At 64.6% G+C, this 12,818-nt stretch carries 11 protein-coding genes; 5 read left to right on the plus strand and 6 right to left on the minus strand.

Features of this window, described 5'->3' with window-relative positions:
• Positions 1-277, minus strand: a 277-nt coding sequence (locus tag K940_RS28215) for a helix-turn-helix domain-containing protein (RefSeq protein WP_155980863.1), incomplete at its 3' end; no start/stop codon positions are given.
• Positions 278-357: 80 nt separating this feature from the next.
• Here K940_RS28215 and K940_RS32305 point away from each other — a divergent pair.
• On the plus strand, positions 358-678 hold the full coding sequence (locus K940_RS32305; RefSeq protein WP_028477983.1) for a hypothetical protein: 321 nt from the start codon (positions 358-360) through the stop codon (positions 676-678).
• Positions 679-1,051: 373 nt separating this feature from the next.
• Positions 1,052-1,258 carry a hypothetical protein gene (locus tag K940_RS33005; RefSeq protein ID WP_196812195.1) on the plus strand — a complete coding sequence of 69 codons (207 nt, stop codon included), beginning with the start codon at positions 1,052-1,054 and terminating at the stop codon, positions 1,256-1,258.
• A gap of 527 nt (positions 1,259-1,785) precedes the next feature.
• On the opposite strand, the gene K940_RS0113475 is transcribed toward K940_RS33005, so the two are convergent.
• Positions 1,786-2,136, minus strand: coding sequence for a DoxX family protein (locus tag K940_RS0113475; RefSeq protein WP_028477985.1), 351 nt, complete (start codon positions 2,134-2,136; stop codon positions 1,786-1,788).
• A 55-nt stretch (positions 2,137-2,191) separates the two neighbouring features.
• Here K940_RS0113475 and K940_RS0113480 point away from each other — a divergent pair, with 55 nt between their 5' ends.
• Complete coding sequence (locus K940_RS0113480; RefSeq protein WP_051407162.1) at positions 2,192-2,689, plus strand: MarR family winged helix-turn-helix transcriptional regulator; 498 nt, start codon at positions 2,192-2,194, stop codon at positions 2,687-2,689.
• Between the two features lie 182 nt (positions 2,690-2,871).
• On the opposite strand, the gene K940_RS0113485 is transcribed toward K940_RS0113480, so the two are convergent.
• A complete protein-coding gene (locus K940_RS0113485; RefSeq protein ID WP_231390364.1) occupies positions 2,872-3,369 on the minus strand; it encodes a MarR family winged helix-turn-helix transcriptional regulator in 498 nt (165 codons plus the stop codon).
• Positions 3,370-3,457: 88 nt separating this feature from the next.
• Here K940_RS0113485 and K940_RS0113490 point away from each other — a divergent pair, with 88 nt between their 5' ends.
• On the plus strand, positions 3,458-3,829 hold the full coding sequence (locus K940_RS0113490; protein ID WP_028477988.1) for a VOC family protein: 372 nt from the start codon (positions 3,458-3,460) through the stop codon (positions 3,827-3,829).
• A 121-nt stretch (positions 3,830-3,950) separates the two neighbouring features.
• Here the strand turns inward: K940_RS0113490 and K940_RS32315 are convergent, their stop codons facing one another.
• Positions 3,951-4,184, minus strand: coding sequence for a hypothetical protein (locus K940_RS32315; RefSeq protein ID WP_155980856.1), 234 nt, complete (start codon positions 4,182-4,184; stop codon positions 3,951-3,953).
• A gap of 563 nt (positions 4,185-4,747) precedes the next feature.
• Between K940_RS32315 and K940_RS0113500 the strand changes: the two genes are divergently transcribed.
• Positions 4,748-5,452 (plus strand): methyltransferase domain-containing protein, encoded by a 705-nt coding sequence (locus K940_RS0113500; RefSeq protein ID WP_028477989.1) that lies wholly within the window; start codon positions 4,748-4,750, stop codon positions 5,450-5,452.
• A 59-nt stretch (positions 5,453-5,511) separates the two neighbouring features.
• Here K940_RS0113500 and K940_RS28225 read toward each other — a convergent pair whose 3' ends face one another.
• Together K940_RS28225 and K940_RS0113510 are read right to left on the minus strand one after the other, a co-directional pair.
• Positions 5,512-6,576, minus strand: coding sequence for a methyltransferase (locus K940_RS28225; protein ID WP_196812196.1), 1,065 nt, complete (start codon positions 6,574-6,576; stop codon positions 5,512-5,514).
• Between the two features lie 87 nt (positions 6,577-6,663).
• On the minus strand, positions 6,664-12,123 hold the full coding sequence (locus K940_RS0113510; protein ID WP_028477990.1) for a carboxyl transferase domain-containing protein: 5,460 nt from the start codon (positions 12,121-12,123) through the stop codon (positions 6,664-6,666).
• Between the last annotated feature and the right edge of the window lie 695 nt (positions 12,124-12,818).

The following is a 12,818-nucleotide window of genomic DNA, read 5'->3' on the forward strand; positions in this document are numbered from 1 at the left end:
CGAAGAACACTGTCCGGCCCCGTTGCCAGCCGACCCGCTCCATGATCACCGTCGTCGGCATATCGGGAAACTCCGCCAGCAACTCCCGGATCGCCGGCTCGAACTCATCGACCACCGAACCCTTCGGCTTGCGCCGATATCGCGGCGGCTCATGCGCCGCCAGCGCCTTCTTCACCGTGTTCTTCGAGATCTTCAACCGGCGAGCTATCGCCCGGATCGCCATACCCTCCGAGCGATGCAACCGGCGGATCTCCGCCCAGTCCTCCACGTTCAACACCTCATGATCGTTCACGGGTGGGTCAATATTCACCCGGAACCAGAGGGTCAGTATTCAGCCGGATGCGACACAGAGCACAGATGCTGTCAGCGATAGCCTGCGCGACGTCGGCGTTCGTGCTGGGCCAGGCGCAGACGTTGTCGACCAACGGTGTCGACACCCTGCAGTGGGTAGTGCTGACGTGGCTGCTGCTGCGCTGGGTTCGAACCTGTAATGATGCGCTGCTGTTGACAGCCGGCCTGGTGACAGCAGTGGCTGTACAGGTCAAGTGGCTGGTCCCCGGTGTTCTGGATCGCGGTGATCGTCGCCGCTGGATGGCTGGGGCCAAGGGCGTTGCTGCGGCGTCCAGGCGCTGTGGTGGAGCGGGGGCATTGTGCTGCTGGCGGCGGCACCGGGGCTGATCTGGCAGGCCCGACATGGGTGGCCGCGTGGGTATGGGGTCAGTGGTTCGCGGCCAGACCGGCGGTTTCGCCGGCTCATTGTGGTTCGTCCCGCTGACGCTGTACTGGTGGGGTCTGTTGGGCGGGGTGCTGGTGGTGTGCGGTGTGTGGCAGTTGTGCCGGTCACCGCGCCTTCGCCCCTTCCGATTTCTGGGCGTGGCTTTTGTGCTGGTGGTAGCAGCCTTTGCGATCTGCGGCGGTCGCAGCACCTACGGTGCCGGCTTCCACCCTGTGGTGATGGCGGCCGCAGCCGTGGGATCGACCGCAACGCCCAGGCGCTGGCTGACGATCGCTGCGGTCCCGACTGTGGTGCTGTCAGTGGTGGCGGCCGTGGGTGTACGCGACCCCGTGGCGCTCCGTGGCGCAGTACATCCCCGCCCCCGATCGCGCTGCCGCACTGTCACCTTCGGCCTATAGCGAACTCGGCTGGTCGGAGTTGAGGGATGTGACCGCAGATGCCTACCGCACGTTGCCGCCGCACCAGCAGCGCATCGCCGCAATCGTGACAGAGTGGTACGTGCAGGCGGCTGCGCTGGATTAGGGCCGCTCAACTGCGGGCCTGCCACCGGTTTTCAGCCCGAACCGAGGCTTCGGCTAATTCGGTGCCCCGCCGGACACGGCCGAGACCGTCATCTACGTCGGCAGCGATGAACCCGAGCTGAGCCGCTGGTTCACTTCCGTTGTCCCCGTGGGCCGAATGGATAACCCGCTCGGAATTCCTGGCATCACCAGAGACATCATGATCTGTGAATGCAGCGGCCCGAAACAGCCGTGGTCGCTCATGTGGTCGGACATGCGCAGACTGTGAACGGCATCGAGGGGCACGGTGACGTGCAGGTATCCGAATGACGCTTTCTCAGAGGACTGGGTGAAGACGCTCGGACACGACGATTCGCAAGCTGAACGGAACCCCGGCTCGACAATGCCCCCGTTCCAATACGGCAGCCGCGGTTCGGGATCATGGCGGCCGGGCGTCGGCGGGATATCCGCCAGCCCTGGCACGAGGCTGGCCAGCGGCCCGGATGTCCGCTGGTGGTGCGGAGATCTCCCGGCGGCACGGGCCGGCGTTCAGACGGTGGCCAAGCCCAGGACGAGCGAGGCGGCCGAGGCCACGGTGAATACGGCCGGTATGGGGGCGTTCTTGGCGTCGTTCACCCGCAGGTGGGCGATAACCGCACCGAGGAAGAACAGCACGACACCGGCTGCCGCGACGACGCCGAGCGGGCGGAAGAAGATCCCGATCAGCAGACCGGCGGCTCCGAGCAGTTGCAGAGCCGCAAGCACCGGGAACATCCGTTCCGGAACCCCGACCCGGACCAGGGCCTCGACGACATCCTTCTGCCGGATCAGCTTGTTGCGTGCGGTGAACACCAGCAAGGCGGATACCAGGACCGCTGTGACGATATAGGCAATATTCATGGTTCTCCACTAACGAGGATTTTCGATCATTGAAACACATGGATAGTTTGTTGATGTGGGTAGTACGGCTCCTGTTACCGTGCTCGATGTGGAACGATCCGGCCGAGGCGACGCGACGAGCCGACTCAGCCTGTTGCTGGCCCAACGCGGCTCACTCGCCGACGCCCGGCTGCGTCGGGCCCTCGGCGCGAACCGGTTGACCCCCCGACACGCGATGGTGCTGACCTATCTGAGGTTCGAGCCGGCGTGTCAGCAGGTCCTGGTCGACGTGCTGGCGGTCGACCCGAGTGTGCTCGTGACGATCCTCAACGAACTCGAGAGCGCCGAGCTGATCCACCGGCGCCGTGACCCGTCCGACAGGCGCCGGCACATTGTCGAGATCACGCCCAGTGGCGGTCGTACCCTGAAGGCCCTCGACACCACGTTCACCGAGGTCGAGGTCGAACTCTTCGCCGACCTGTCCGAGGCCGAGCGAAACACGCTGCGCGAACTGCTCAGCCGGGTCGCCGCCGGCCCCGACGAGTGCGCCGGCAAGGGACTCGAGGGCAAGTAGCGTGCAGCGCGCTGACCCGATCGTGGCGTCGGGCGGCCAGCCCGGCAAGCGCACGGGTCCGACGTCGGGGTGGCAGGCGTTGAAGCTGGAAGACCGGGGATCGCGCACCATTGACAGGTGGCCGCTGCCGAAGCCATTCTCGGGCGCGGACCGTACGTGCTCCCTGGGTCGGTTGATTGGTTCTACGTGGTTGTCTCGTCGGCGAGGCGTTGCAGGTAGGCGGCGAACTGGCGGCGGTCGCGTCCGGACCAGGACGCGGTCAGCTGGTCGAAGCACTGTCGCTGCCAGCCGCGAGCGGTGGCGAGCAGATGCTGCCCATTGTCGGTGAGGTGTAGGACCGCTCGTCGTCGATCGTGGGCGGATTCGCTGCGAGTGAGGTAGCCGGCCACGACAGCGCCGCGGACCATGCGGCTGGCGCCGGAGTGATCGAGGCCGAGTTCGGTGGCGACGGTCGTGACACTGGCTTCGTCCGTGGTTTGCAGCCTTGCTGCTACGGCTTCGACGACCTGGATGTGCTGGACTTGCCGCAGGTCGCCGTCCGGTTCGACAGAGACCTGGGCAAGGGCACGGCCGGTCCAGCGGCGCGACCAGAATCGCACCAGCCGAAACAATGCCGGCCCGCCGTCCGGGGTGGTTACGCCGGGCCTGGATCGGCGACTTCGCATAGCCTTGGCATCCACCTCGACATTGTATGCGATACACACATAATATTTGTGTGCGCTTCGCATATAAATGGGCCGTGTCGGTCCACATCGCAGGAGGTTGGCAGTGTCTATCGTTCTCGATCACACAATCGTGCCGGCGACCGACAAACAGGCATCGGCAACGTTTTTCGCCGAGCTACTGGGCTTGTCGGTGTCCGCCCCGACCGGGCCGTTCGTGCCGGTGGCCGTCAACGACGATTTGACCTTCGACTTCGACGACCGCGGACGCGTCGAACCCGGTCATTACGCGTTTCTCATCGATGAGGAAACGTTCGATGCAGTACTGCACCGGTTGTTGCAGTGGCCCGCGGTCGCCTATGGCTCCAGCCCAGACAACGGCTGGGACCGAGAAGTCAACCACCTTGCTGGAGGACGGGGCGTCTATGTTCGTGATCCCGACGGCCACAGCTACGAACTGTTCACCGCCATCGCCTGAACTCGACCCAAAGCCCGAACCTCCCGCCACTCGACGCAGAGCAGGCACCAACCGGAATCCGACATCGGTCGATGTCCGGGTCGTACGGCGCACGGACATGGTCGGTAGCGCGCACGACGGATCATCCCTTCGTGTCGATGTCGCCATCCAGGGGCGGTGTCTCATCGATCGATGAGTCGTCTTTGTGCGCAATGATCGCGACGGCGAGTAGGTTGTCGCGGTGTCGACCGAAGGTGCGGCGCATACTCCGGACTCGGCGCCGCGCGGTAGGGCGGGTCAGTACGTTCACCGCGAAGCGCAGCGCCCTGAGAACCCCTTCGTCAGCGATTTGGGCGTGCAGAGCCCTTGGGCTCACCAGGCGGCGCAGGCAAAGTGGGCGCGGCAGGGGTGGACACGGAGTTGGTGACCGGGCTACCGCCCAGAGAAGCCTGTGGGGCGACTCAGCGCAACGCACCACAAGGCCCCACCCGGAAAGGACCTCACAGATGGACAAAACGTCGGCGACCACCTCGCAATCCCGCTTTGTATCGTATTACATAGCGTTTTATAACGAAACGAAATGCCGACGAAATCGGTTTCCGAACGCTCTATCAACACAATCGTATCGACGACACCGTGCCGCTGACACCGCCCGATTGCCCCTCGCTGGGCGCAGCGATGCCCCCACCATGCCCTGATCACCCGCTACCCTCGTGACATCACTCCCGAGTGAGAAGATGTACCCCTTTTCCCGGCACCGGACCGACCCGCGGCGTCGGTCGAGCACCCGCGTCGGTCGGCCCGACACAGCCGACACGACCCCAGCCGACACGACCACGAACCTGACGGCTTTCGGCATTCCGGTAGATGAGAAATTCCTGGACGATCTCTCTGTCCGGTCATACCGTGAGGTAACGCGGCCTCGAAGGAGAACGACTCGTGACAACCTCCAGCAATCAATTCCCCGAACAGGTCATCATCAGTTCGCGTTCGCTCGATGAGTACCGAGCGCAGTTCTCCCTGACCGACGACGACCTTCGCCGCAAGATTCTGGACTGCCCGGGTGGCGCCGCCGAACTCACCGCGGTGGTTTCCAACCGCGGCGGCGACGCCACGGCGTGCGATGTCGCCTATTTCGGCGACGGCCTTCAGCGTCTGGCCGAGAACGTGGCGACACAAAGCGACGTCGGGACCGACTACATCCGCTCCCACCAGGATCTCTACGAATGGACGCTCTTCGCCGATCCGGACAGTGTCCAGCGAGTCAGACACCAGGCGGGTGCTCAATTCGCCGCTCACAGCCGCGAACATCCAGAACGCTACATCGCTGGAAAGCTACCCGACCTGCCTTTCGCCGACAACAGCTTCGATCTGGTGCTGAGTTCAACCCTGTTGTTCTGCTATGCGCACGATTTCGACTACGACTTCCATGTCGCCGCGATTACCGAACTGATGCGGGTCACTCGGGACGAGCTACGCATCTACCCGCTCGTGCCGGTCGGAACCACGACGCTATATCCCCAGATGGATCGCCTCCTGGCCGACTTGACCACCCGTGACATCGCCGGACAGATCGTCGATGTCGACTTCCGGTTCCAAAGAGGGGCTCACCACATGTTGGTCTGCCGCCCTACCCGGAGCTGACTTGGCGACCACATCGTTCCCAGAAAGCCAAGAGTCGTTGGCCGATGGAAGCGGTCCAGCTACGACACGAATGCACCGCGATCGGCGGAGATCCGGAATTCGAGAAGGCACCGTTGATCGGTCAGGTCGATCACTGCCTCCAAGGTCAGGCCGTGCGGCGAAGCGAGCGCACGGAACTCGTCGATTCGACGCTCACGGCCGCCGAAGGTCACGAGCATCGCCAGGTTGAATTCGGAATGGGCCCGTATGCCGCCAACCGGTTCGACGACCAACACACATCCGGCGGGTGCGACAGCTTCGACGCACCGACTCAGGATGCGATGGGCGTGCTCGTCGTCCCAATCGTGCAGGACATCCACCAGTAGGTAGGCATCTGCTCCCGCCGGGAGAGTGTCGAAGAAGCTACTCGACGTGACCTGCGTGCGCCCATCGAGTCCGTGTACACCGAAGGTACGCCGGGCGGCCTCTGCGGTCGGTTCGAGATCGACCACATGTCCGTGAATCGTCGGGTGAGCGGCCAGGATCCCGGCGAGTACGCTGCCTTGGCCCCCGCCGACGTCGACAATGGTGGAAAACCGTGACCACTCGAAACCTGCGACAATCTGCGGAATCTCCTCACGCAACCGACGAGTCATCTGCCGATCGAACGACTCACGCAAATGGGAATATGTCTCCAGGTCGGCCCAGAAGTTCTGGCCGTAGCGACGCGGGTAGGCCGCTTCGCCGCTGGTGACACTGTGGACGAGTTCGACGAACGCCAACTCGGCGCGACCACCTGCTGCGTCCAGATGCAGCAGATCGGTCAGCCCATTGTCGGCATCGGTACACAGGTTCGCGCCGAATGCTGTCGTTCGGTAGCCAGTCGATATCCGTTCGACGATTCCGAGGGTCTCGAGGTGGCCCAGCAACAGATCGAGTGCAACCGAGGCGACGTCGAGTTCGGCGGCGAGTTCATCGACGCGCGCGCCGTCTCCGACAAGTCGGTCGGGCAATCCCAAGGTCACCGCAACCCGGAGCGCCATCGGCGTGGCCAGCCCAGCCATGCGACGAATCGAGTCCGCTTCGTGTCCGAATTCCACGAAAGTCCAGTATGCCCTGGTCGAGTCGGCCCTGCTGTCCGCCACACCATCGAACCTGCAGAACTCCGCGCCGCGGAGACGACAGTCGCGACCGACACCAGGTGTGTCGGTCGCGACGTCCCGTTCGACGTATCAGCTGGACAAACGAGATTCGATGGCTTCGATGATACGTGGACGCATTTCCGCCGTGCGGATGATCGCATCGACCGAACCGACCTCGACTGCACGTTGAATATCGTGCACCCGGTCGAATTCGGCAGCGACATCACCCAACTTCTCCGCACGAACCGACGACCGCACCTCGTCGAGTTCGGTGATCAGCGCCGCGCGGTCGGCGCCCGCCGCGGTCGCCGCGTGCGCCTCCAGATTCCGCACCCGCGGATCGGCCGCAGTACGGGTATCGACCTCACCGGCGAACACAACCGCCGCGGCCGGTGCGCCGCCGAGCACCGAAGCAAACGAACCCTCCAACGCCAACACAGTCATATTCGGGTTCAGTGTCTTCGAAAACACCACGAACGCGCCGCCGTGATACCGCGAGATCACGCAGAACACAATGGGTCCACGGAAGTTCACGATCGCCCGACCGATCTCGGCGCCGTACTCCAACTGCAGCTTCCGCATCGACTCGGGCGAGCCGTCGAAACCCGACAGGTTCGCCAACACGACCAGTGGCCGATTGGCGCTGGCTGCGTTGATCGCCCGCGCGGCCTTCTTCGACGACTGCGGGAACAATGTGCCCGCAGTATAGGTGTCCGGGCCGTCGGTGGACGGAAACCCGCGCCGCGGCACCCCTTGTGACTCGATGCCGAGCAGACACACCGGTATACCGCCCAAATGTGCATCTTGTACGACCGCAGTCTCCGCGTCGGCCATCCCCGCCCAACGTTCCAGTACCGGGTGGTCCTGGTCGGACAGTGCGCGCATCACGGTCCTGATGTCGAACGGCTTCTTACGGTCCGGGTTACCCGCAGCGGAGAAGATCTCGCCAACGGTACTGAACTGGCTGCCCTCCACCACATGTGGGAAGCCGGAGACGTCACGATCGACCGGGTCGCTGGTGTGTGCGCGCCGCGGCCCCTGCTCACCGGGCGCAACGTAGGTGTGGTCGTAGTGCGACATCAGCACATCCCGCGCGCCGTTCACATTCGGCGCCCAGTACTGGGCCTGCCCATTCGGCCCCATCACCCGGTCGTAGCCGCCGATACCGAAATTGTCCTCGGCCGAGACGCCACCGGAAAAGTCCAGTGCTTGTTTGCCGGTGAGTACCATCGCCGAATCGGGGGTCATCACCAAGATGCCCTTGGTATGCATGAGCATGGTCGCCTCGGCGTTCCAGTACGGCTGTGCACCGACATTGATGCCCGTGACCACGATATTGATTTCACCGCCGGCCTGAGTGAACTCGATGATGCGTTTGAGCGCGGCCGCCACCCAGTCCATGTTCTCGGTACCCGACCGCATGGAAATCCGTGCGCCGGCGGACAATGCATACCACTCCAACGGCACCCGCATGCGTTCGGCCAAGTCCAAAGCGGCGATCACGCGGCGGCACTCCGGCTCCGACAGCGCTCCCAACGACTTCGTCGGATCGCCGAGCAATACCACCCTGGTGACGCCCTGCGGGTGCCGCTGGGTCGGCGTGGTGACCACACCTGCGACGATCGCCGCGGTATTCGTACCCTTGGGGCGATCGACCGGCACCAGGGTGTGATCGGTGTCGAGATCGTACTCCGCGAACTCACCGAGCAGCCCGGTCAATTCGTAGGGATAGATGGTATTGCGGCTGCTGGCCCGCAACACTTTCTGCCGGTAGGCATCGAGCGGCTCGACCGGATCGTCGGACGGCTGGCCGACACCGACCTGGGTGTCGCCCGCGGCGTCGAACGAGATGCGCATGGCGATCTTGGTCAACTCCCCCGTTTCCGGGTCGCTCTGCCGCCCGATGAACAGGATCTCCTCCAGCCCCGCACCCGCAGTCGTCGGCAACACGTGTCCGCGGATCGTCTGCAACTCCGCGCGGCTGACATCGATCGGCGGCCAGATGTACATCACGATGCGATTGGTGTTGAAACGCTTGGTCGACGGCCGCCGCGACTGCGCCCGACGAATCGACTCGAGACACGCGGCGATGGTGTTCTCGGCCGTCGGCAACGCGAGCAGTCGGTCATCCTGGTCACGGATCGCGGTCAGGTCGCGCACCTGAGCAAATGCAATCAGGCGGTCGTCGGCCGGATTCTCCTTCGCGACACATCGGAACAGGTAGACCTCTTCGTCCGAGGACAGCAGCCTGGTGAGGTCGAACTTGCGCAACCGCTCCATCTGCATACGCTGCGCGATGTAGGGATGCAGGCCGCGGATCAGTCGTTCCTCGGTCATGCCGGTGGCAGAGGGCCGGAAGGTGAAGTGGTGGTGCATCACCGCACCGCCACTGCCCGCGACCGCCACGGTGATGCGATGCACCTGGTTCGGCAACGGATACGCACCGAGCACTCCATGCAACACCGACGCCATCGCGTCGAGGTCCTCTGGTTGTTTTTCCCAGCTGAGGTAGATATCGGCATCGGTCGACGCGGCCTCGGCCGCCAACGCGGTGAGCCCGCGCAGCGCACTATCGAGCGCGTCGAACTTCACCGCCGCGGACATCAGGCTCGATCCGCCACGCTCGGCGATGACGAATGCGCAGCCGCCCACCTCACGGGTGTGTACGTCGGTGACACCGGCATAGCCGTAGTACCGCCTGGTCAGCACTTCCAACATGACCGTGTTGTCCTGTTTGCCGCGAACCAATCGCTGGCCCAGCAGCCTGACCAATGGCTCGGTGCTGCGCACCATGTCCGAAACCCGCTCGGCACGATCGGGTGCGTCCGGATAAGCGTCCAGATGGCGCAGATGTCTGCGCACATTCGTGTACACCCGGGCGCGACTACGCAACAGCAATGGCTGGGCATACCAGCTGTACACCACGCCACGGGCGAGATCGGCGACCACCGGGAAACGTACCTGTGTCGCGGCGACCAACCGCTCCAAAGCCAGCCCGACCGGCTCGCGCTGCTCCCGGTCGGGTACCGGCTCCTCGAGCCACTGGCGCAGCAAGGTGGTGATCACCGCGGCGGTGTCGGCCGAGCGTTGCTGTGCGAGGTAGATCCGGAACACTGCGGCTTCGAGTTCGGGCGTCCGCTCCAGATCGGTGACGCCATAGTGTCCGAGCGCTTTGGCGAGTTTGGCCTGGAACGACTCCGGGGACCCGGCTCGTTCGACATCGAGACTCTGCAAATACGTGTGGAAGTACTCATGAGCGCTGTGCACATGACCACGGCTACCGTCCTCACCGGAGGGTCGGTTGTGGCTGAGTTCGGCCAGGTCGGCGAAGACCTCGACGAGTTCGACCTCCTCGGCGAGCGGTCGGCGACCGTTGTCGATCGTTGCCCGACGCGCGGCGAGGTAGTCCTCGAGCACTCGACGATCGTCGTGCGGGTCCACGTCGAAGCCCAGCAGCAGGCTACGCAGGTCCTCCTGACCCCGAGCGACGAGCTCATACGGGTGAACCTGCAGCGGCCCGGCCGGCAAGTCCAGCTGGACCGAACCCACCGTGGCGTCTTCGACCTCGGCACCTTCGGCCAATGGCTCCAGCCGCAGTAGCGGGGCCCCGGTCTCCACCTGAGTGCCAACCGAAACGACACATTCCTTGAGCCGCGCCTTGAACGGCGCGCGCAGCACCGTTTCCATCTTCATGCTCTCCAACACGAGCACCGGCGAGCCCGCGTCGACCTCGGCGCCGATCTCGACCGGCGTGGCCACGACCAACGCGGGAGCGGGTGAACGCAACACACCACCCTCGTCGCGGCTGACCCGATGCGTGACCCCATCGACATCGACCACGTGAATCGGGCCGTGGGTGCCGGCGACCAGCCGGTATCGAGTCCCGTTGACCACGATCTGTCCGGTGTGCCGATCGAAACGCTCGACATCGACGTCAGCGGTACGGATATCGCCACCGGCTTCGACGCCCACCCGGAACCTATGCGCCCCGATACGCGCGACACGCAACCGATAGCCAACCCCGCGTAGCTTGAGATCGAGCGGTCGACCGCTCTCGTGCTGCACCTGCGGACGTCCACCGGACGCTGTGGACAGCAACCGATGCCGGGCGACGTCTTCCTCTTCCTCGTAGGTATCGATCGCGGCCGCCGCCAGCGCAACGGCCGAATGCCGGTGCGAAACGAGCCGACCCTCACCACGGACCCGGTCGATCCAACCGGTGTCGGCGCTGGCATCGATCACCTCGGGCTGGTTCAGCAAGTCGAGTACAAAGCTCTTGTTCGTCGCACCACCCTCGATGATCACCCGGGTCTGCGCTACTGCCCGGCGCAAGCGGCCCAATGCCTCCCCACGGTCGCGACCATAGGCGATGATCTTGGCGATCATCGAGTCGAAATCGGCGGGAATGGTGTCGCCTTCGCTGACCCCGGTGTCGACCCGAATGCCCGGCCCCGCTGGCAGGTCCAGCCGAGCGATTCGACCCGGGGCCGGCGCGAAATCGCGGTCGGGATCTTCGGCGTTGAGCCGAGCCTCGATGGCATGCCCACGCTCGGCCGGTGGTTCCCCTTCGAGCCGACCACCGGATGCCACCAGCAGCTGCGCTCGCACGAGATCGAAACCAGTGGTGTATTCGGTGATCGGATGCTCGACCTGAAGGCGAGTATTGACCTCGAGGAACGCGAACAGTTGGTCGCCCGGGTGATAGAGGAACTCCACGGTCGCCGCGCCGCGGTAGTCGACCGCGATCGCCAGTCGCTCGGCAGCTGCCTTCAACTCGGCCGCCTGCTCGGGACCCAACACTGGTGATGCCGACTCCTCGATGACCTTCTGATTGCGCCGCTGTACCGAGCAGTCACGCACGCCCAGCGCCCACGCGGTTCCTTGGCCGTCCGCGATCACCTGGACCTCGACGTGTCGAGCACCGGTGACCAGCCGCTCCAGGAACACCACTCCGCTGCCGAATGCCCGTGCGGCCTCCTGCGAGGTGCGCTCGAATGCATCGACCAGCTCCGAATCGGAGGTGATCACCCGGATGCCGCGACCGCCGCCCCCGGCGGTCGCCTTCAACATCAGCGGATAGCCGATCTCGGCCGCAGCGGTCAATGCGGCATCCACGCTCTCCACTGCGCCTCGACTCCACGGCGCGACCGGCACACCCACCTCCTCTGCGATCAGCTTCGCGCCGATCTTGTCGCCGAGCTTGCGCATGGCCTCGGGGCCAGGGCCGATGAAGGTGACCCCGATCTGTTCGCACAATTCCGCGAACGCCGGGTCTTCTGCGACGAAACCCCAGCCCACCCACGCGGCATCGGCTCCGGTCGTCACCAGCGCGTTTTCGAGCGCCTTCAGGTCCAGGTACGGGCGTTCGGATGCTGGACCGAGGTCGAAGGCGATGTCGGCCTCACGCACGAACGTCGCGCTCCGGTCGACATCGGTGTGCAGGGCTACGGATTCGATGGGCTGCGCGGTCTGCGCAGCCAAGTCTCGGACAGCGTGGATGAGGCGCATAGCAGCCTCTCCCCGATTCACGATGGCGATGCGGCTGAACACTCGCCAGCTCCTTCCTCTCCAATACGCTGGCCCGGTCGACGGGCGAGGGGTTGTGAATCTCGGCTCCGCGTAGTCTGCACCCTTGTCCGAGCATGTGCATAGTGCACACGGTGCTACTCGCCCGTATTTCCGAGACAGCAGGCGCCTGCCGTGCCGGTAGGCCGGTGAGTACTGCGACGTCACCCGCATCGAAGATGGCGCCACACCGCGCCACGGCGTCTCCGACCGGGTAGCACACGGCGCGCAGTCCGGCTGTTGCGCAACGTGCAATGCATACTGTTGTGCACGCGACAATTCACCTATACACCATCATGCTCACCTTCACACCCCGATGCACGATCACTCGCGCCATCGCCGCCCTCCAATCGAACGTGAGCACACGTCGACGTAGCCACGAACGGCGCCGCAATACACCGCGAAACAGATGGCCGAGACGTGTACCCGCCGCGGCAAGGACCTACCGCTCCGGGCAGCGCCGGGTCGACCGGGCGAGTGCAGCGCTGCGATCACGACCTTCCGCCAAGGGTGGCGCACATGCGGCGTACACAGCCCACGGCCGACACTCATGGCCACCGTTCGACCGCTAAGGTGATCGTGCACGAGCGGGCCCGGACCAGCTGGCCCACCGGAACTGGAGTGAGTGCATGCAGATGCGACGGTTGGGAATTGCGGTCGTCGCGGCGGTAGTGGTATTG

This window comes from Nocardia sp. CNY236 (assembly GCF_000482385.1).
In the GTDB taxonomy this organism is placed as follows: domain Bacteria; phylum Actinomycetota; class Actinomycetes; order Mycobacteriales; family Mycobacteriaceae; genus Nocardia.

Coding starts and splice junctions, on each gene's coding strand:
- K940_RS32305 (WP_028477983.1), top strand. CDS start 358: ATGCTGTCAGCGATAGCCTGCGCGACGTCGGCGTTCGTGCTGGGCCAG.
- K940_RS0113475 (WP_028477985.1), bottom strand. CDS start 2,136: ATGAATATTGCCTATATCGTCACAGCGGTCCTGGTATCCGCCTTGCTG.